The following is a 19319-nucleotide window of genomic DNA, read 5'->3' on the forward strand; positions in this document are numbered from 1 at the left end:
CGGTCCGTTACACTGGAACAGCCGGGCCGCAGTAACCCCGGGCTCCATCTTTCGCCGCTCCGAGCGGCCTCGCGCCGAGAGGCGTTCTGCGGCCCGGCACTTCTCTGCCCGGCCGCACTCGCGCTGCGTTTCGACTCGTTGCTGCGCTCCTCGCTCAACGACCGGGTGACGCGCCCGCCCCCGGTCACTGCGCTCCTCGCTCGACGACCGGGGCCACGCGACCGTCCCGGTCGTTGAGCGAGCGCAGCGAGTCGAAACGCCCCGCGTCCCGCGCCCCGCGCCCGGTCAGGTCAGCGCGTCGCGCCGCCACAGCCCGGCGCACGCCGTGAGATCGCCCGCGTAGGTGTCCAGACGCAGCGCCCGGGTGGTGAAGGTACTCGCGCGCTGCGGTTCGGTCTCGTCGTAGTCGTCGGCAAGATCGGCGGCGCCGGCGGCCTCCACGCGGCAGAACGAGGCCGCGCGGTCGAGCGCGACGGCGAAGTCGCCGGTGAACACCCCGCGCAAGATCTCATCGACGAGGGTCATCAGCTCTTCCGGCCCCGCGGGTGTCGGAGCTCCCGCGACGACGTCGTCGACCGAGCGCAGCACTGCTCTCCCCCGCTCGTAGAGCAGGGCGGCGGTTGCGGCGTCATCACGCACCATCAGCTGCAGCAGGTAGAGGCGCCACAGCGTGCCCGGAAGCGACTTGGCCGGCGAGTGCGACCACAGCTCCGCAACCGTCTCGAGGCCGTGGGCGTCGGTGAATGTGATGAGCCGCTCAACGATGGCGTCCGTGGGCTCATCCCGCACCCGGGTGATCAGAGCGGATGCCGTCGCGTGCGCGATCCGCGACACGTCGGCCGGATCGGTGGAGCCGAAGCGACGGTCGAACGTGTCGGCGGGACGGTGGACGGGACGGTGGTAGTCCCGGGGCTCGTCGCTCATCCTTCCAGGCTACCGGCGGCCGACGCGGCGGGCTCAGGCGTTGGTCGGGATGGCGATGATGGGCTTCGTCGTCGGGTTGCCGTCGGGAGAGCCGCCGGCCTGCTCGATCGTCACGGCGATCGTGTCGCCGGGCTCCATCTTTCCGCTGAGCTCGGCCGTCGCCGCCGAGCCGGAGGCGTCGAAGGTTCCTGCCGCGATCGGCTGGCTGCCGCGCACGAACCATAGCTCGAAAGTGCGATCGCTCGGAAGCTCGGGCAAGCCGTCGGCGACAAGCACCACTTTGCCGACGCTGGACGACCAGTGGGCCGTGGCTTCGCCACCCTGGAAGCTCACCTGAGCCGACGAGGCGTCGGGCGCCGACTGGATCTGCTCCAGTGCGGTCACGGCGGCCGGGGTGCGCCACAGGTTCGTCACCGCTCCCGTGCCCCATCCAATCGCGACGAGCAGCGCGACCGAGGCGACGAGGGCAAAGAGGCCTCGGGTCCAGTTCCGACGCTGCACGGCCTGCACGACCTCTGTCGGCGGAGCAACCGCATCGGCCTCGGCGTGGTTCTCGTCTGTATCGGCGGATGCCGCGGCATCCGCCTCCGGCGACGGCGCCTCGGCGTCGATCGCGCGCATCAGCCGTGAGCGGAGGTCGAGCGGCGGAGCGACGGGCGGAATGCCGTCGGCCAACGCGTCGACGGTGGCGGCGTCGAGGCGGGCAATCCCATCCCACTCGGCGTGTGCGGCCAGGGCAGCCCGATAGGCGCGCTCGTCGTCGATCGACAACGCGTTCAGCGCGTGTCCTGCCGAGAGTTCGGCGAACTCGTCGGCTCCGATGTCTCGGCTCTCGCGGTCGTTCATGACGTCACCCCCATCTCCTGCCTCAGGCGCGACAAGCCGTCGCGCATCCTTGTTTTGATCGTCCCCAGGGGCGATCCCACCAGTGCGGCGATCTCGCTCTGAGAATATCCCCCGACGTATGACAGCAGCAGTGCTTCGCGCTGTGCATCCGGGAGCGCGTCCATCGCCCGGGCGACGCGCCTGCTTTCAATACGCAGGGCGACCTGGTCGTCGACGCTGTCCTGGCCGCTGTTCAGTTCGCGCAGACCCGCCTTCTCGTCGCGCTCCGTGCTGGCGCGGGTGGAACGCACCCGATCGACGGCGCGACGGTGGGCGATGGTGAGGACCCAGGACCGTCCCTGACCTTTGTTCGGAGCGAAGCCCGAAGCGGATTGCCAGACCTCGAGAAACACGTCCTGAAGCACTTCTTCGCTGAGCGCCCGGTTGACCAGCACCCTCAGGATGAGTCCGAACGCGCGCGGCGCGAGCATGTCGTAGAGCTGTCCGAACGCGGCACGGTCGCCAGCGGCGATGCGCACCAGAAGCTCCCCGGCGTGATCGCGTGCCGGCGAATCCTCGGGTACGTCCACACCGTCGATGACCATCTCTCTCAGCATGCCGTATCACCGTCCTTATGTCGTGCAGCCCGCGCGCGGGTGGCGCGGAAACCCGTCGTCTGCTAAGCGCGCTGGTCCCCTCAGCGGGTGCGGACCCGCGAGCCCCTCGCCGGCCTCTGAACGTGGTTCGGGGACGGCGAAGGATCGGATTGATCTCGGAGCAGATAGGACGGATCCAAACTTTCTCCCATCCGATATCTCTCGGGCTCCGAAGGACCTGTCGAGACCGCACCACGCGGCTCGGCAGGACTAACCATTCCGCTCACATGGAGGACATCATGCTCAGCAAGACGAAGAAGATCACTGCCGCTCTGACGCTCACCCTCGCCGGCGCTTTCGCCCTGTCGGCATGTTCGATGGGTTCGTCGTCGACCTCGGCGACTACGCCCCCCGCGATGAGCGAAGAGACGCAGGCGATGACGCCGTCCCCGACCACCATGGACCCCGCCGCCAACCTCGTCGGCCCGGGTTGCGCCGCCTACGCCGAGGCCGTTCCGTCCGGCGCCGGCTCGGTCGAGGGCATGTCGCAGGCGCCGGTCGCCACGGCCGCCTCGAACAACCCGCTGCTGAAGACGCTCGTCGCCGCGGTGAGCGGCCAGCTGAACCCCGACGTCAACCTCGTCGACACGCTCAACGGCAGCCAGTTCACCGTCTTCGCGCCGGTCGATGACGCGTTCGCGAAGATCGACGCCGCCACGATCGACTCGCTGAAGACCGACAGCGCCGCGCTGACCAAGATCCTCACCTACCACGTGGTCCCCGGCCAGCTCTCGCCGTCGGAGATCGTCGGCACCCACAAGACCGTTGAGGGCGGCGACGTCACCGTCACCGGCTCGGGCGACAAGCTGATGGTCAACGGCGCCAACGTCATCTGCGGTGGCGTTCAGACCGCCAACGCCACGGTGTACCTGATCGACTCGGTGCTCATGCCCACCAACTGATCGTTTCGATCACCCCCGGTCGAGGCCGCCGGCGCACTGCGCGCCGTCGGCCTCGTCGCGTCGTCCGTGTCGTTCCGCACGCGAACGCCAGTTCTGCGGTGCCCTTTCGAGGGTGGCGATCGCGTGGCAGTTACGGCACCTCACATCGCACTTGTCGACTTCGTCCTGAATGATCCGGATACTGAATCCCTCTTTGACCAGCTGCATGACGTCCTTGCGCTTGGAGCTCTGGGGCCTGTGGTCGAAATCGAGAACCCGAATGTCGCCGATCCCGCAGTCCACGCACGGATGAGAACGCAGGTAGGCGAGCAGATGCTCTTTCGCCTCGATCCGACGCCTCGCCGTGCGAGCGACGACAACGCGCACATGTCGTTCACGATTCGCCGCGTAGTAACGCCGCGAAGACGCGCGGTTGCATTCGCGGCACGTCTCCTGAAGGCCATCCGGACGCCGCCGCTTGCGATTGAACTCCGTGAGCGACTTCGTCTCGTGACACGTGCCGCACTCTTTGGCAGTACCTGAACTGAGGACTTCTCGCGACGTCATGACGATGGTTTACAACCACCGTCGGACATCGAGTCGTGGTGCCCCCACAGGGACTCGAACCCTGGACCCACGGATTAACCTGCTGCACGAGGTTTCCCCCGCCACCGGGCGGCCGGCTTGCAGTCTGGACTATATCTTCACCTTCGGCCTGACCGGTCAGGTGCGCCGCGTGTAGTCTCTGAGGTTCCCTTGCGGTTACCTGCTGATTACCCAATCCCTCAGATTGTCACTGTCGGATGACACACATCCGACGAGTACCTCGGGCTCTCAGGGCGTCCCAGCATATAGCGGCGGTCATCCAGCGCATTTCTACGCTGGCGCTCCATTGTGTTCTGTTTGAAGTCCGTTGCTCTAACCAACTGAGCTATAGGGGCGGGATCAGCCTAGCAAGCGCGCAGCACCACGGCATCCATCGCCCGACTACCCTCGAAGCGTGGACGATCAGACAGGGGGCATCGATGCCGGGACGGTGCTCGACGACCGTTACCGCGTCGACGCGCTCATCGGCACCGGCGGTATGTCCCGCGTCTACGCGGCCCGCGACCTCCTGCTCGGCCGCACCGTGGCGATCAAGATCATCACGGCGACGGACGACGACCTCGATGCCGGGCAGCGGGTGCGCGCAGAGACCGCCGCGCTAGCCGCGCTCACCCACCCCCACCTGGTCGTTCTGCACGATGCGCGCCTGACCGGCCCCGGCCCGCGCTATCTCGTGATGGAACGCATCGACGGCCCGTCGCTGTCGGCGCGGCTGGCGGAAGGTCCGATGACGGATGCCGAGGTCACCCGCATCGCCGGCGAACTCGCCGACGCGCTGAGCGCGGTGCACGCCGCCGGCATCGTCCACCGCGACGTCAAACCGTCGAACATCCTGCTCGCTCCGAGCACGGCGCCGACACGGCCGCCGCGGGCGAAGCTCGCCGACTTCGGCATCGCACACCTGCTCGGCTCCGATCGCATCACCCAGCCCGGCTCCCTCATCGGCACAGCGGCCTACCTGGCTCCCGAGGTCGCGCTCGGGAACGCGCCCGCCCCGGCATCCGACGTCTACGCGCTCGGACTCGTCCTCCTCGAGGCGCTGACCGGGACGCGTGCCTTCCCCTCCGCTCAGGGCGCCGCGCAGCTGCTCGCCCGACTTGCGCAGGATCCCGCGATTCCCGATCATCTGTCTCCGCTCTGGGCGGAGCTTCTGCGGGCCATGCTCAGCCGCGACCCGGCTGCACGCCCGAGCGCCGCGGCCATCTCCGACACGCTCGCCGCTCCCCCACGCGAGACCAGCAACGACGAGACCCGTGTTCTCGCCGCGCCAGAGTCGCCCACCGAGCCGGCAGCCGTCGCGGCGGCACGGTTCGATCGCGCGGGAGCGACCGAGCGACCGTGGTGGCGACGGACGGGTGTCCTCGTCGGCGGGGGCGCGGCGGTGATTGCGATCGTCGTCGCGTTGGCGGCGTGGTCGGGACTGTCCGGTGCACCGACCGTCGATCCCTCACCGACGGGAGTCGTGGACACGACCCCGACGCCCGCCGCGACCGATGCGAACACCGTCTCGAACCCTGAGAAGGCGCCCGCGACCCCCGGGGCCCCGAAAGACAACGGAAACGGCAAAGGGGGCCCCGGCGGCAACAACGGGGGTGGCAAGGGCGGCGGGCCGGGCAAGGGCGGCGGCTGAGCGCCGCCTGCCCCGGTCCGATGCCGTGATCAGCTGCCCTGGACGGTGAAGGACACCGCCTGCACGATCTCTCCGATGACCCACACGATGAGCGAGATCGAGGCGATGAAGCCGACGACCGTCGCCGCGATCCAGGTCCACAGCGGCGCCCAGCCGCCGGCGACGGTGCGACGGCGCAGCACCACGGCGCGGCCGATCATGTAGACCGCGGATCCGAGGCCGAGCAGCACGAAGAACGACCACGCCCAGCCGAAGGGGGCGACGACGCCGCGGCGTTTCAGCTCGCGCCAGTCGAGCCAGCTGAACACGACGAACGCGGCGTAGAACACCCACCCGATCAGGGAGATGCCCAACGTGCGCGCCTCCCACGACATCAGCTCCGCCGGCACGCCGGACATTCCCGACGAGGCTTCGCGCGACATCGCCACGACGGCTGCGATGTAGCCGTTCCAGTCGATGAGGAAGACCGACAGGATCGGCAGGACGGATGCCGCGACGGCCAACCACACCCAGACCGTACTGGTCGGAACGTCGACGACGGGCGGGGTGGCCCCCGGGCCGGCGTAGGCGGGTGCGGCAGGATAGGCCGCCGAGCCGCCCATCGCCGGCGCGGCCTGCGGGGAGGAAGTCGGCGGCCCGACGGGCGCAGCAGGGGTGACGGGTGCGACAGGGGTGGTCGGCGCGCCGGGCGTCGGCGCGTACTCGCCGAACCGCGGCGCCGGCGCGGTCTGGGCGGTCCACTGCGTCCCGTCCCACCAACGGCGCGCCGTGGGGTCTGCGGGGTCCGGGTACCAACCGGCGGGGGCGCTCACGCTGCCGCTCCGACCAGCTCGGCGCCCGCGTGGGCGAGCTCGGCGAGCGCGGCGTCGGAGGTCTCCGGCGCGACCCCCGCGACCAGGTCGGTGAGCACGCGCACGTGAAGTCCGTGTTCGATCGCGTCGAGCGCCGAGGCGCGCACGCAGTAGTCGGTGGCGAGCCCCGCGATATCAACCTCCGTCACGCCGTGGGCGCTCAGCAGCGCCGACACCCTCTCACCGGCATCCGTGGTTCCTTCGAACAGCGAGTAGGCGGGCATGCCCTGTCCTTTCTTCACGTGGTGGGTCACGGCATCCGTGACCAGTTCGGCGTCGTAGTCGGCGCCCGGTGTGTCTGCCACGCAGTGCACCGGCCACGTGTCGACGAAGTCGGGCTCCGCATCGGTTGCGAAGTGACCGCCGTTGTCGGTGTTGCCCTCGTGCCAGTCCCGCGAGGCGATGACGACGTCGTACTCGCTCCCGTGGGCGGACAGGTATGCCGTCAGCCCGCGCGCGACCGCGTCGCCACCGGAGACGGCGAGCGCCCCGCCCTCCGTGAAGTCGTTCTGGACGTCGACGATGAACAGTGCTCTGGTCATACCACCGAGGCTAACCCTTCGACGCCGCTGCGGTCAGCGCGGCCCGTTCACAACTCCCGCGCGTCGTTCCGGTTCGACCGCCGCGAGCGGTGTGTCGCGGCCCCCTCCGACGGAATGGAGGAGTTCGGAACCGCGTCGACGTCGGCCCGCGCGAGGCGCGAGGGCCACCAGATGCGCCGCCCGAGGTCGTAGGTCGCCGCCGGCACGAGCAGCGAGCGCACCACGAAGGTGTCGAGCAGCACGCCGAAGGCGACGATGAACGCCAGCTGGGCGAGGAAGAGGATCGGGATCACACCGAGTGCGGCGAACGTCGCGGCCAGCACGAGCCCGGCAGAGGTGATGACGCCGCCGGTCGCGACGAGTCCGCGCAGGATGCCGGGGCGTGTGCCGTGCCGTTTCGACTCCTCCCGCACGCGCGACATCAGGAAGATGTTGTAGTCGACGCCCAGGGCCACGAGGAAGACGAAGCCGTACAACGGCACCGCCGGATCGGCTCCCGGGAAGTGGAACAGGTTGTCGAAGACCAGCGCGCTGACTCCGAGCGCGGCACCGAACGACAGGATCACGCTCAGGATCAGGATGACCGGGGCGACGATCGCTCGCAGCAGCAGCATGAGGATGACGAGGATGACAGCCAGGATCACCGGGATGATGAGAGTGCGGTCGCGGATCGACGTGTCGTTCGTGTCGAGATCGATCGCGGTCGGTCCGCCGACGCGTGCGATATCGGCACCGAGCTCGCTCGTGAAGGTCGTCCGCAGGTCGCGTACGGTCTGCTCCGCGGCCAGCGAGTCGGCCTCGTCCGACAGCGTCGCGACCAATAGCACGTCGCCGTCGACCACCGTCGGCTGCGGCGGCGCCGCGCTCGGCGGACCGGCCAGCGTGTACACCGCCGTACCGTCCTGCACCGAGACGCCGATCTGACCCGAGACGGTGTCTTTGGCGGTCGCTGCGACGGACTCGATGCCGGGCGCCTTCTCGAGCACGGTGACGGCATCCGCGACCCGGTCCTGGGGCACGACGATGTACGCGGGGCTCCCCGATCCCGCGGCGAAGTGCTGCGCGAGCACGTCCTGCCCGTCGCGGGCCTGCGAGGCTCCCAGCACCAGGTCGCTCTGCGGCACGCCATCGGCCTTCAGCTGCAGCACGCCGACGGATGCCGCGAGCAGCACGACCGTCGAGACGATCCATACCGGCCGCGCATGGCGCGCGACCAGACGGGCCTGGCGACCCCAGAACCCGCGAACGGGAGCGCTCGGGTCGGTGACGAGACGCTCGGCGTTGTCGCCCGGGTCGCCGTCGGCGCCCTTCGGGATGAAGGGCCAGAACGCCGCGCGCCCGAAGATCGCGAGAAGCGCGGGCAGGAAGGTGAGAGCGGACAGCACCGCGAAGGCGATGCCGATCGAGGCGATCGGTCCGAGCGCCCGGTTGCTGGCGAGGTCGCTCAGCAGCAGGCACAGCAGGCCGGCGATGACGGTACCGCCGGACGCGATGATCGGCTCGAAGGCGCCGCGCCAGGCCATGACCGCGGCATCCCACCGTCGCGCACCCGTGCCGATCGCTTCGCGGAAACGTGCGGTGTAGAGCAGGGCGTAGTCCGTGGCGGCGCCGATCACGAGGATGAAGAGGATGCCTTGGACCTGACCGTTGAGCACGAAGATGCCGGCCTTGGCCAGCCACCACACCGTGAGCAGCGCGACGCACAGCGCGAACGTCGAGGTCAGCAGCACGAGGATCGGCAGCAGCGGCGATCGGTAGACGATGACGAGGATGATGAACACGGCGCCGAGTGCGACGGCGAGCAGGATCCCGTCGATGCCCAGGAAGCCAGCCACCAGATCGGCGGTGAAGCCGGCGGGCCCGGTCACCCACGCCTCCAGGCCCGTCGGGAGGTTCTTCTCGATGCTCTCGCGGACGGCCGTGACCGTCTCACCGACGTCGCCCGACGTCGAGATCGGCACGAAGAACTGCACCGCCTCGCCGTCGTCGGACGGGATCGCCGGCGAGACCTGCTCGACGCCCTCGACGTCGGAGATCGTGGCGGCGAGTTCGGTGATCTGGGTGAGCTGGGCGGCGCTCAGCGCTCCCTCACCGGTGACGACCACCACGGCCGGGATGCTGTCGCCTCCGGTGAACTGCGAGAGCCGCTCCTGCACCTGCGTCGACTCCGCCGACGACGGCAGGAACGAGGACTGATCGTTGGTGGCGACTTCGTCGATCTTGCCGAAGTACGGGCCACCGATCGAGCCGCCCACCAGCCAGATGAGGACGAGCAGAACGGGAATGCCGATACGCAGCCAGCGGGTGGGTGTGTCGGTGCGACGAGTCATGTCGCTAGCTTATCTAGTAATAAGTCCCGCATGCCAGCTCTGTGTTGCGCGCGCGGGCGCCCGCTCATCCGCGGACGAAGTAGAGCACCCATCCCGCGACGAGACTGACCTCGCCGAGCGCGAGCATGCCCGCCGCCGACCAGGTCAGCGCACGCAGCCCCGCCGCTCGCCGCTGCAGCCGCATCCGCCCCTGCCAGCCATGGCGGTACCAGATGGATGCCGCGTCCGCGTCGCCGATGACCGCGGCATCCGCCGCCGACAGCGGTGCACTGTTGGCGTCCCCGTCGGCGTCGAACCACCGCGCGACCGGCTGCTCACCGTCACGGTCGATGATCGCGTCGGCCGGCAGCCACGTGCCGTCCGCCGCCCACGCGATCACGACGGCGGTCGCGAGGACGAGGAAGGCACCGAAGCCCACCCAGGTGAAGATCTCGATCATCGCGTCGATCGCGTGATCCATGGGTCTCCCCGATGTCGGTGAAGAAGTGGAGCCGCCTAAGGGAATCGAACCCTTGACCTATTCATTACATGCGGCAGGCTTTCACCCAGCCTATGGCCAAATCGGCGTAGCTCGTCGCCACCCTACGTCGGTGCGATTTCCGGCGTTTCTGTCTATGTTCGCGCATGTTCTCGGGAGGTTCATAGATGATGCTTGATCGCTGGTTGTTGTGGATGGAATCGCAGGGCCTGTCGGCCCGCACGATCGGGGAACGGCTGAGCACCGCCCGATCGCTCTTCGCGGCCGCGGGCGTCGAGGATGGGGCCGGGCTCACGCCCACGCACATTCAGACGTTCCTCTCCCGGCGCATGAAGCCCGCAACGCGCGCGACCTATCACGCCTCTATCCGCGCATTGTGCGCGTGGATGCAGCGCACCGGCGAGCGGCCCGACAACCCTGCCGACCAGACGCCGCGGCCGCGCCGACCGAAGTCGACGCCGCGGCCGATCAGCGCCGAACAGCTGAGGGCAATCCTGGAGAAGGCGAATCGCCGCCGCACGCATGACTACGTGATGCTGGCAGCACTCGCGGGCCTGCGCGTGCACGAGATCGCGAAGATTCACGGCCGCGACGTCGACCCCTACACGCACGTGCTCACGGTCGTAGGCAAGGGCGGAAAGGTCGCACAGGTCCCGCTCCACGACGATCTGGCGCCGCTCGTGCGACGGATGCCCGTCGACGGCTACTGGTTTCCCACCTACGACGCGAACCGCACCGAGGGGCACGTGTCGGCGCACGCGGTTAGCGGAGCTATCCGAAGCGCGATCGTACGCGCGGGCGTCGTCGCAACTCCCCACCAGCTGCGCCACTTCTACGGCACGGAGCTTGTCCGCGCTGGAGTGCACATGCGCGTGGTGCAGAAGCTGATGCGCCACGAGTCGGCAGCCACGACCGCGATCTATACCGACGTCGACTTCAGCCAGCTACGCGACGGGATCGACCAGCTGCGGATCGCGGCCTAGGCGCGAACGAACAGCGGCATGGCCTGGGGGCGCCCCTTGGCGTCCGGGGCGACTGCCCACGTGTGCATGCGCCAGCCCTGGGCCTCGATCGCCTCGATCATGGGCGGCCAGTCGGTGATCGCACCTGACAGGCCCGGTCGCGTCGCCGGGAGGTTGAGCATCGGCGTGAAGTAGCGCAGGCCGGATGCGTACGCTTTCGCGGCGTCCTGGCCCATGGTGGCGGCTTTGGTGTCTTGAATGAACCCCATAGCCGCCACCATAGCGGCCTATACCTTCGGGACGATCGACGCCGAGCCGGTGCCGCTGCGTGCGGCCACGACGCCCTTCAGGAACGAGATCAGCGCGGCGACGCCCGCGCCGGTGCCCATCGCCTGCCACGATGCCGGATCGTGAAGAACGAACGTGGTGGCCGACGCGACGGCGAGGGCGCCGCCCGCGGCCGACGTCGCCACACGCTCTGTCAGGTCGAGCCAGAACGTGCCGGTGTAGATCGGGGCAAGCTCGCGCGCGGCGCGGGCCTGTGCGCGGCGCTCAGCGCGCGTGAGGGGCGGGGTTGTGGTCATCCGGTGTCACCTTTCAGGGGCGGGGCGATGATCTCTTGCAGGGTCTCGGGGATCGGTATGCCGTTCTTGTAAAGCACGTCAACCACTTCACGGATCGCGAACCACAGGGTGCGGTTCTCGCGCTCCAGGGCGGCGACGCGGCCGCGGCGGATGACGATCCACCCGCCGACCCCGCCGCCCACGATGGGCAGCAGGGCGGCGAGGACGACGGCCAGGCCGTCGGGGACGTCGATCACGAGACCAGGCGGGAGATCGCGAGCGGGTGCACCCACACGCGGCCGTTGGCCTGGCTCGTGACGTAGAAGGCGCCGCCGTTCACGTCGTTGATCCAGTAGCGGCCCTCCAGAAGCGTGCCGCCGCCACGCTCGCCGCCCTTGGCATTCACGCCATGCTGGGCCTCCCAGGCGGTCTCGTACCAGCACCAGCCGTCCAGGTCGAGTTCGCGGCCGATCAGGCTCGCGTCCACAGCCGGGGCGGGCGCGGGCACCGGCGCCGGGGTGTCGCTGTGCACGTAGTCGCGGAGCCACTCGCTGAAGCTGATCCGCTGACCGGTCGCCTTCAGGATGATGTAACAGTGCACGTGCGGACCGTAGGGGTCCCCCGGGCTCAGGATGTTCTCACCCGAGTTGCCCGAGAGCGCGATCGGAGCCTTCCAGGCGTAGTCGCCGCGGGTGGGCTGCTCGGCCAGGTGCTGGGCGACGAAGATCTCGTCGCGGCCTTCGAGGCGCAGGCCGTAGCCGCCGCTGTCGGTCCAGAACGGCGTGAGCGTGCCAGCGAAGGGCGCGTCAATGACGGTCCGCATCGGGGTCTCGTAGTCGGTCGCGGGGCCGACACCGTAGGCCTTGTGCTCGGCGGTGTCGCCGCTGATCGAGTATTCGAAGAATCGCATGGGGGTTTCCTTTCGAGGGGGTGGACTTAGCGGAGTGTGGGACCGAGGGACCGCACGACGAACTCCCCGGCGGCGCGGCCTGAGCCGCCGACGACGAGCCCAGTGCTAACGGCCGGGACGATCAGCCTCACGTTGTCCCCGGCTGCCAGATCGACCGCGGCGCTCAGCTTCGCCACGGTGCCGTAGCTTCCGTGCGTCATTACGGTGTCCTGCGCGAGGATGCCGTCGCCTGATGGGGTGTTGTTCTTGACGAGGTAGAAGGCCATTGCTTGGCCGGATGCGTTTTGGATCGAGAGTCGTATCGAGATGTCGTAGCGGCCGGCGCGCACGCAGGTGATCGCGCCGCCCGCGTAGGTAAAGAAGTCGTTGCCGCTGCGCACGATTGATCCGCCGCTGCCCGGGCTCGCCCACAGAGTCACCGTGTTGTTCGCATTGACTCCCTGAGTACCCGACGCGACAAGATTGATCTCAGGCGCTCCGCCTCCGACTGGGTACCACCCGGGGGCCGAAGCGCCGCCAGGGTTGGTCGCGACGTTGTAGGTCGCGTAGTACCGCTCCTGCCACCCCTTGTCGGTTCGGAGCGTGGTTGCCCCGCGGTTCTGCAGAGCGATGCGCTCGGCCTCGGTACTCGGAACACTCCAGTAGGCGTCGCGCGCGGCGGCGTTGGCTGCAACCATGACAGCCGCGGGGGTAACGGGCGGAATGCTCGCGGCAAGTAGCGTCGCTTCGATGCCCGCTGCCATCGCGCCGAGCTCGGCGCCCAGGTTCTTCGCTTTGGTGGTGCCGTCGGGGTAGGGGATGCCGTAGACGGGTGTCGTGCCAGTCATGCGAGTCCGTTCGTGATGAGGCCGAGATCGGCCAGGGAAATGTCGGGGTCGAAGTCGTCCATGGTCGGGTTGCTGTTGGTCACCAGCTGCGCGAGCGTGAGGCTTTCGGCGCCGGGGCCGGTCGCGCACACGGTGACCTCGTGCTGCCAGCCGTTGTCGTAGGTGAGGGTGCCGCCGATGATCTGGAACTGGGGGCCGACGCTCATGCCGTTGAACACGGAGCCGGTGAAGTACAGGGGCGCCGCTTGCAGCGTGGGCCGGTAGATCACCGCTTCGACGGCGGCGGGCAACGGGGCGCGCTTGGCGTCGAAGATGAGCGAGGGCATCCGTAGCTGTCCGTTGAGCTTGTTGACGATCGCGAGGACGCCGGACAGCAGCCACGCGGGAAAGCGGTTGTAGTGCTCCACGCTGCCGCTGAACTCGGTGGGGTCGAAGGTGATGAACTCGGTCGCGATCTTCAGCACGCGGCGGGTCAGCGGGTTGTAGCGCGTCGCTCGGCCCTCAATGAACCCTTCGGTGTAGATCACGCGCTTGACGCCGGTGGATCCCGCCTGCACGGTCGGATCTTTCCCGTACCAGTAGTACGACACCTGCACGGCGTCGATCGCCGCGTCAACTCGCGACTCGAGTTCGTAGTTGGCCACGCCGACCTTGGACGCGGGGACGGCGTAACCCGAGGACAGGGCAAGGGTGATCCTGCCCGCCGTGAGGGTGAGCGCGACAGGCGACGTCGTGGCGAACTGTCCCAACGTCACCTGGTCGGTGGCGGGGTCGTAGTTGGCCACGCCGAGGGGAACGCCTCGATAGACCTGCTGGACAAGCTCCAGCGCCGTGCGCGCGTCCTCGGCCAACTGGCCGTGCATCCGCCGTGCAACCGCGGGGGACGCCACGATATCGGGCATCTGATCGAACCCGCCGACGATGCCGCTCGCGCCCGCGTCCCACAGGGCCGCCAGGCGTTGATTCGGGCTGGTTTCGAGCCAGCCGCCCGCCCCCTCCACCGTGCCGTTCTGAGCGGGACCGGGGAAGGTGGCCATTCCGAGATTCGCCATACGGTCGGAGGCGGTGAGGGTTACAAGCCACACCGTCTCGTCGGCGTTCAACAGCGGGTTGTGGATGCGGCGACGCTCGGCGCGGGGGTTCGAGATCGCACCGCGGAACATGACGCGGGCGGGGTCGATCATCTCGACGGTGACCGTCTGGCCGATTCGTTCGGGGTCGGCGACGAACGAGCCGCGGCGATCGATCAGCTGGAGGGTCAGAACGGACGGGTCGGGGTCGGCGTAGGGGTCAGTCCTCCCCCACCGGATCGTGAGCCCGCTCACGGCCACGAGGTCGGTGCCGTCCCACGCGTCAGCGATCGGGCGGCCAGCGATCGTCACGCGGGCGCCGGTGGTCACGGGGTGCCCCCCAGCGTCGCGGCGGGCGTGCGCCCGTTGGTCTTGTCGCTGTCCTTCAGCACCTTGCGGATCTCGCGCGCGACGCCCTCGGGGTCGGTGACCAGGCCGTTGAACTGCACATCGACGTTGTAGGTGTCTCCGCCGCGCGGGCGGTCGTCGCCGCCAAACGTGCCGGGGTCGGAGGGGTCGAACCCGCTGCCGCTGCGGAACGCCATGGGCTGCGCGAACCCAGCCGCGGTCTCTTCCGCGCTGAACAGCATCCGGGCCGCGACCGGTGTGGCCTCTGGCGTGTCGAGAGCGATCGACATGGACCGACCCGAGGTCATGCCCAGCATGTCCTTCAGCCAGCCCGGCACGGCGCCGTCGACCAGCTTCCCGAGCCAGTTCAGCGCGTCGCGGATCATGCCAATGAACCCGTCGATGCCGCGCTGCCAATCGGCCACCAGGTCGTTCCACCACTTGGCGATCGCCGAGAACACGGAGCCGAACCAGTCACCGACCTGGCCGATCCAATCGATCACGCCGGACCACACGTCCTCGGCGGTCTTGGACACCTCGTCCCAGTGCTGCACGAGAAGCACGATGATCGCGATCACGGCGGCGATCGCGAGGACGACGGCGAGAACGATCCACGTGATCGGCGAGGCGAGCCATGCGGCGTTGTTGGCCCACTGGGCGGCGGTCTGGACGGCCTGAATCGCGGCGTAGACCTTCATCGCCCCGTTGATCACGAGGATGCCCGCGGCGAGCGTCCCGATACCGATCGCGAGGCCCGTGACCAGGCCGGTGTTCTCGCCGGTCCACCGGGCGAGGTCGCCGAGGATCTTCGCGCCCTCGGTCATGATCGGCAGCAGCTGTTCGCCGAGCGCGGCGGCCGCGTTCTCCCACATGGCGTTGGCACGCTGCTGCTGGCCCGCGGCGGTGTCGGCCTCGCGGGCGAACTGCCCCTGCGCGGCCGCGGTCTGCTCGGTCAGCAGCGAGAGCGTCGCCTGAAGGGACGCATTCCGGTCGCCCGCCTTGTAAAGATCCTCCAGGCCCAGCGCGGAGGCGCGGGCGGCGATATCGGCTTCCTTGATCGACACGCCGTAACGCTCGATCGGGTCGCGCTCACCGCGCAGGAGCGACGACAGGGCGCCCACGGCATCCGCCGTCGTCCCGCCGAACATCGCCGACAGGTCGGCGCCGAGGCCGATCATCCACTCGGTCTTTTCGGACGTCTCATCGAGGCTCAGGCCCATGTTCTTCAGCTGCGAACCGATGACGGCGGCCATGTTGGAGTAGGCCGACGTCGACAGGCCCACGGCATCCTCAGCCGCGGCCGCCGATTCCGAGATCCGGCCCGCGAGGTCACCGAACACGGATTCGACGGCCCCGGCCGCCTGTTGAGCTTCGGACGCCGCATTACCGGCGACGGCCGCCACCGCCGTCAGGCCGCCGATCGCGACGGCGGACGCGGCCGAAGCCTTGTTCATCGTCTTTTCCATCGACGCCGCCGAGCCGTCGACACGTTCGAGGGACGTGACGGCCTCGGTCGCGTCGCCGATGATGCGAATGGCCAGAATGGCGGTCTTACCCATTGCGGGACTCCTCAGCGATCTGTTCGATCAGATGGGCGGCGGTGGCGTAGTCGCCGAGGGTGGGCGCGGACTCTCCGCGCCACACCCACGGCGGCGTGTGGAACTTCAGTCCGAATACGACGGAGAGGTAGTGGAAACTTCCGTCGGGGAACCTTCCCCCAGGCCGTCAACCTCCAGGTCTTCGCCCTCGTCGTCGTCGGGCTCGTCGTCGTCGTGGTGCTCGACGTCGAGCGCGGCCGTCGGGCCCGTGGTGAACTGCTCCCACGTCAGATCGGTCTCACCGGCGCGGCGCGCGGCCGACCATGCCAGGAACGGTTCGAGCTTCAGGGCGTTGTCCTTCAGCGACCCCCACCCGCGGTTCTTGCGCAGGGTGGTTTCGAACTTCAGGCGGTCCTCCAGCGTCGGCTGGACGTCGACCGTGCGGCCGTCGTGGAACGTGATGCGGAGCGGCTTAGCAGCCATGGTTAGATCCCTTCGATCTTTGTCAGCGCCGCGTCGATGTACCGCTCATAGAGCGGCAGCCACGCGGACTCGGAACGTTGCGCACCAGTCGATGCGAACGGGTTCGGGGCGATGTTGCGGGCCGCCCAGCCCCAGTGAATGGGCGGCCCGTACTTCACGCGGGAGTTGTTGCCGACCCGGACGATCCCGGCCGTCTTGGTCCCCGACGCGCGAATGGTGTTCTTCAGTCGGCCGGTGACGTCCGGCGCCAGGCGGCGGATCGCCCCGGCCGCGGTGGCGGCCGCCTGTCCGTGGACGATCTTCAAGTCGGTGAGGTCGTCACCAGCTGCGCGCAGGGTCTTACGGAGCCTGCGCGCGCCCTGAACCTCGGCCACGGCCTTGGTGGCCATGGTCAGACGTTCTCGCCGACGGTCGGCGCGCCGATCAGCGGGAAGGAGAAGTCGTTCGTGTTCTTCTTCTTGACGTCACCGCCGATGCCGATCGGGCGGATCTTGACCGAACCGGAGTAGTCCGACCCGCCGTCGTTGTTCGGCGTCCAGACGAACGGCAGCACCTTGCCCGCGTTCGCGATGCAGAAGTTCTGGAGGCTGTCGAATTCGAAGTTGTCGACCAGGGTGCCGTCGAGGCTCCACGTCGTGGTGTCCTCGCCGTCGAGGTTCGACCCGTCGAGCATCGGCATCGGGTCTTCGCTGGAGGTCGACGGCGTGAGCGCGGTCTTGGTGCAGTCACCCGCCCACTCGCGGCTGGAGCCGGTCAGGCCGATCTTCAGGGAGCCGGGGCCGAGGGTGCGTGTCATGAGTTCTCTCCTTCAGGGGTGGGGGTCTGGATAGCGGTCACGAGGTCGGCCGGATCGCCACCGTCGCGGGCGTACGCGGCCGCGAGGCTCGCGACCTGAGCCGGGGTGTTCGCGAGCCGGGCGCGACGCTCCTGCTCCGCCAGCACGCCGTTCAGATGATCGGCAAGCTGCTCGTCAGTCATCGAGGACAGGTCAGGCATGGCGTCTCCTAGGTGTTCGGGATCGTGCCCAGGGCCGTGCCTGGGAGAGTTGTCGGCCAAGGCTCGGATGTCGACCAAGAGATCTCGGCGAACCTTCCGGCAGGAGGCAGTGCCCAACGTGAAGAAGGAAGATTGTCGGTCCACGCGGTGAGGACAGAACTCTTCATCTCTAGACGTGGCTGAGCCCCTGCCTCGGGCAACAGGAATCCCACCCAGTCACTCGCACCGAACCCCGTCGGGAGGGTGCACACCTGCGCCGCCGTGGCTCCGGTGTTGTCGAGTTGGCGGAAACGCAGGAACACCTGGGAGCCGACCCTCCGGACCTTGAGTCCTGTCGACGTCCAGCCATTGCCGATCAGGGTCGAGATATCTCGCCACCCGGTGTCACCGTGGGTTCGTTGCCACCGCGAGCTGAGGTAATCCCAGACGGAGATCAATAACCCGGCGCTCTGGTCCACAAGGATGGAAGACCGGAAGGCCCACGCCTCCCACGACTGATTCTTGCGACGCACGAAGATGCCGCGGGCGGCGTTGGTGGCTATCCCACTGTGGATGCGTACCTCTTGGATAACGCTGTTCGTGTCCATTCCGACGCGGTAGACGTCGACGATGCACGTGGCACCTGCCACGGGCCAGTTCAGGGCCGTAGTCACGTCGGTCGCGAATGCCCAATACCGCCCGGGGGTCGTGATCGTGTTTAGGTCGGTCGCGATCAGCCGAGCACCAGCGAACTGACCGGCGAGGGCCAGGTCCCGCGCGGCTTCCGCGCCGGTACGTGCGGTTTCGGCGCCGGTGCGCGCGCTCTCGGCGCCGGTGCGCGCGGTCAACGCGGCCTGGCGGTCAGAGTCCGCATCGGCGGCGGCTTGCGTCGCGGCGGCCGCCGACGCGGCTACGCCCGCCTGCGCGGCCTCGGCGGCGGACTTGGCAGTCTCGGCCGCGTCGCGAGATCCCGCGGCGTGGACGGCCGCCTGAGAGGCCACGACCGCGAAGTTGTCGGCGTCGTCGGCGTACCCGGCCGCCGCGGCATGTGCGGCCTCGGCGCCGGTGCGGGATAGCTGCGCGTGGGCGGCGGATGCTGCGGCCGCGTCGGCGTCGGCGTCGACCTGGGCGGCGGTGTCCTGGATCTCGTCCTGGAGTCGGGTTACCTCGGCGATCGCGGCGAGCCATGCGGTGACGGTCTCGCCGGTCGCCTCGAAGGTGGCCGGGTCGACGTCCTGGAGGGCGGAGAAGTCGACGGCGGCGCCGATCGGAATGGACGTGTAGCGATAGATCGGCTTCAGGCCGGGAACGTTCGGGGTGATCGTCCAACGGATGCAGAAGCGGCCGTCGGTGGCGGGGATCTCGACACTGCCGCGGTCGAGGTCGACCAGCACGTTGTCGGGGATCGTGACGGCATCGCCGGTGAAGGTGACGGCGGGGCTGCGCCCGGCCCACCGCTGGACGCGCACGATCGCGTCGTGCGGCTGCGGGGTCGGCAGCGCGTCGATGAGGGTGCGGAGAAGGATCGTGGTCACGGTCACTCCACGTCGTTCATCGTGAGGGTGTAGGCGGGGATGCTGAGGCCCGCACGGGGCTCGAAGCCGCCCGGCTTGCCGTCACGGAGGTTCAGCTGCCCGTCGACCAGGGCCTGAATGATCGTGTCGATTCGTTCCCAGGCGTGCAGGTAGTTGTCGGGCGGCCCGGCGATCACGTGAAGCTCGAACGCGGTCTGGACGTCAGAGAAGGCGCCGTCGAAGGTGAGGGCGGGCGGCGACACGACCACGATGCCGTCGCGGGAGCCGGATTCGATCAGGGCGGCGTCGATCGTCACGGTGACCTCGGCGAGATCGGCGGCGTCGAGGGCGTCGCGCACGTCGGCGACGATGCGATGCGCCTGGTCGATGCGGGGGGCGGTCATGG

General features: G+C 68.8%; 24 protein-coding genes. 3 read left to right on the forward strand and 21 right to left on the reverse strand.

Going from position 1 to position 19319, the window contains the following annotated elements; genetic code table 11:
- Positions 1 to 285: 285 nt before the first annotated feature.
- The 3 genes from ACT53O_RS10825 to sigK are packed head-to-tail and all read right to left on the reverse strand — an operon-like array spanning position 286 to position 2366.
- Positions 286 to 924 carry a hypothetical protein gene (locus tag ACT53O_RS10825; RefSeq protein WP_039411775.1) on the reverse strand — a complete coding sequence of 213 codons (639 nt, stop codon included), beginning with the start codon at positions 922 to 924 and terminating at the stop codon, positions 286 to 288.
- A 33-nt stretch (positions 925 to 957) separates the two neighbouring features.
- The gene (locus ACT53O_RS10830; RefSeq protein WP_051039437.1) at positions 958 to 1770 is read right to left on the reverse strand and encodes an anti-sigma factor; all 813 of its coding nucleotides are present in this window, start codon (positions 1768 to 1770) and stop codon (positions 958 to 960) included.
- A complete protein-coding gene (sigK, locus tag ACT53O_RS10835; RefSeq protein ID WP_039411773.1) occupies positions 1767 to 2366 on the reverse strand; it encodes an ECF RNA polymerase sigma factor SigK in 600 nt (199 codons plus the stop codon). Before sigK ends, ACT53O_RS10830 begins: the two co-directional genes overlap by 4 nt.
- 278 nt (positions 2367 to 2644) lie before the next feature.
- On the opposite strand from sigK, the gene ACT53O_RS10840 reads away from it, so the two are divergent.
- A complete protein-coding gene (locus tag ACT53O_RS10840) occupies positions 2645 to 3307 on the forward strand; it encodes a fasciclin domain-containing protein (RefSeq protein WP_039412417.1) in 663 nt (220 codons plus the stop codon).
- A gap of 9 nt (positions 3308 to 3316) precedes the next feature.
- On the opposite strand, the gene ACT53O_RS10845 is transcribed toward ACT53O_RS10840, so the two are convergent.
- On the reverse strand, positions 3317 to 3853 hold the full coding sequence (locus ACT53O_RS10845; RefSeq protein ID WP_476152327.1) for a hypothetical protein: 537 nt from the start codon (positions 3851 to 3853) through the stop codon (positions 3317 to 3319).
- 433 nt (positions 3854 to 4286) lie between these two features.
- On the opposite strand from ACT53O_RS10845, the gene ACT53O_RS10850 reads away from it, so the two are divergent.
- Positions 4287 to 5522, forward strand: coding sequence for a serine/threonine-protein kinase (locus tag ACT53O_RS10850; protein ID WP_476152329.1), 1236 nt, complete (start codon positions 4287 to 4289; stop codon positions 5520 to 5522).
- A gap of 29 nt (positions 5523 to 5551) precedes the next feature.
- Here ACT53O_RS10850 and ACT53O_RS10855 read toward each other — a convergent pair whose 3' ends face one another.
- The 4 genes from ACT53O_RS10855 to ACT53O_RS10870 all read right to left on the reverse strand — a co-directional run bounded on the left by ACT53O_RS10855 (position 5552) and on the right by ACT53O_RS10870 (position 9705).
- Positions 5552 to 6334 carry a DUF2510 domain-containing protein gene (locus tag ACT53O_RS10855; RefSeq protein WP_476152331.1) on the reverse strand — a complete coding sequence of 261 codons (783 nt, stop codon included), beginning with the start codon at positions 6332 to 6334 and terminating at the stop codon, positions 5552 to 5554.
- Positions 6331 to 6915, reverse strand: a complete 585-nt coding sequence (locus ACT53O_RS10860; protein ID WP_476152333.1) for an isochorismatase family protein — start codon at positions 6913 to 6915, stop codon at positions 6331 to 6333. Before ACT53O_RS10860 ends, ACT53O_RS10855 begins: the two co-directional genes overlap by 4 nt.
- A gap of 47 nt (positions 6916 to 6962) precedes the next feature.
- Positions 6963 to 9245, reverse strand: a complete 2283-nt coding sequence (locus ACT53O_RS10865; RefSeq protein WP_476152335.1) for an MMPL family transporter — start codon at positions 9243 to 9245, stop codon at positions 6963 to 6965.
- A gap of 64 nt (positions 9246 to 9309) precedes the next feature.
- Positions 9310 to 9705: a hypothetical protein gene (locus ACT53O_RS10870; protein ID WP_476152337.1), complete on the reverse strand. Its 396-nt coding sequence runs from the start codon at positions 9703 to 9705 to the stop codon at positions 9310 to 9312.
- A gap of 185 nt (positions 9706 to 9890) precedes the next feature.
- Here ACT53O_RS10870 and ACT53O_RS10875 point away from each other — a divergent pair, with 185 nt between their 5' ends.
- Entirely contained in the window at positions 9891 to 10706 is an 816-nt protein-coding gene (locus tag ACT53O_RS10875; protein ID WP_476152339.1) for a tyrosine-type recombinase/integrase, read from the forward strand.
- Here the strand turns inward: ACT53O_RS10875 and ACT53O_RS10880 are convergent.
- From ACT53O_RS10880 to ACT53O_RS10940, 13 genes are all read right to left on the reverse strand, one after another.
- A complete protein-coding gene (locus ACT53O_RS10880) occupies positions 10703 to 10954 on the reverse strand; it encodes a hypothetical protein (RefSeq protein WP_476152341.1) in 252 nt (83 codons plus the stop codon). The two genes, ACT53O_RS10875 and ACT53O_RS10880, sit on opposite strands and share 4 nt — an antisense overlap.
- 18 nt (positions 10955 to 10972) lie before the next feature.
- Positions 10973 to 11269 carry a holin gene (locus ACT53O_RS10885; protein WP_476152343.1) on the reverse strand — a complete coding sequence of 99 codons (297 nt, stop codon included), beginning with the start codon at positions 11267 to 11269 and terminating at the stop codon, positions 10973 to 10975.
- Positions 11266 to 11505, reverse strand: coding sequence for a hypothetical protein (locus tag ACT53O_RS10890; protein ID WP_476152345.1), 240 nt, complete (start codon positions 11503 to 11505; stop codon positions 11266 to 11268). Before ACT53O_RS10890 ends, ACT53O_RS10885 begins: the two co-directional genes overlap by 4 nt.
- The gene (locus ACT53O_RS10895) at positions 11502 to 12158 is read right to left on the reverse strand and encodes a hypothetical protein (protein ID WP_476152347.1); all 657 of its coding nucleotides are present in this window, start codon (positions 12156 to 12158) and stop codon (positions 11502 to 11504) included. Before ACT53O_RS10895 ends, ACT53O_RS10890 begins: the two co-directional genes overlap by 4 nt.
- Positions 12159 to 12184: 26 nt before the next feature.
- On the reverse strand, positions 12185 to 12985 hold the full coding sequence (locus ACT53O_RS10900) for a hypothetical protein (protein WP_476152349.1): 801 nt from the start codon (positions 12983 to 12985) through the stop codon (positions 12185 to 12187).
- Positions 12982 to 14385, reverse strand: a complete 1404-nt coding sequence (locus ACT53O_RS10905; RefSeq protein ID WP_476152351.1) for a hypothetical protein — start codon at positions 14383 to 14385, stop codon at positions 12982 to 12984. Before ACT53O_RS10905 ends, ACT53O_RS10900 begins: the two co-directional genes overlap by 4 nt.
- Positions 14382 to 15962, reverse strand: coding sequence for a hypothetical protein (locus ACT53O_RS10910; protein ID WP_476152353.1), 1581 nt, complete (start codon positions 15960 to 15962; stop codon positions 14382 to 14384). The genes ACT53O_RS10905 and ACT53O_RS10910 overlap by 4 nt, the downstream gene beginning before the upstream one ends.
- Before the next feature lie 105 nt (positions 15963 to 16067).
- Positions 16068 to 16424, reverse strand: coding sequence for a hypothetical protein (locus tag ACT53O_RS10915; RefSeq protein WP_476152355.1), 357 nt, complete (start codon positions 16422 to 16424; stop codon positions 16068 to 16070).
- A gap of 2 nt (positions 16425 to 16426) precedes the next feature.
- On the reverse strand, positions 16427 to 16813 hold the full coding sequence (locus ACT53O_RS10920; protein ID WP_476152357.1) for a hypothetical protein: 387 nt from the start codon (positions 16811 to 16813) through the stop codon (positions 16427 to 16429).
- Between the two features lie 2 nt (positions 16814 to 16815).
- Positions 16816 to 17220 (reverse strand): hypothetical protein, encoded by a 405-nt coding sequence (locus tag ACT53O_RS10925; protein WP_476152359.1) that lies wholly within the window; start codon positions 17218 to 17220, stop codon positions 16816 to 16818.
- The gene (locus ACT53O_RS10930; protein ID WP_476152361.1) at positions 17217 to 17420 is read right to left on the reverse strand and encodes a hypothetical protein; all 204 of its coding nucleotides are present in this window, start codon (positions 17418 to 17420) and stop codon (positions 17217 to 17219) included. The genes ACT53O_RS10925 and ACT53O_RS10930 overlap by 4 nt, the downstream gene beginning before the upstream one ends.
- Positions 17421 to 17428: 8 nt before the next feature.
- Positions 17429 to 18934, reverse strand: coding sequence for a pyocin knob domain-containing protein (locus ACT53O_RS10935; RefSeq protein ID WP_476152363.1), 1506 nt, complete (start codon positions 18932 to 18934; stop codon positions 17429 to 17431).
- A gap of 2 nt (positions 18935 to 18936) precedes the next feature.
- On the reverse strand, positions 18937 to 19317 hold the full coding sequence (locus ACT53O_RS10940; protein WP_476152365.1) for a hypothetical protein: 381 nt from the start codon (positions 19315 to 19317) through the stop codon (positions 18937 to 18939).
- Between the last annotated feature and the right edge of the window lie 2 nt (positions 19318 to 19319).

It is taken from the genome of Microbacterium sp. DMC48, assembly GCF_056313825.1.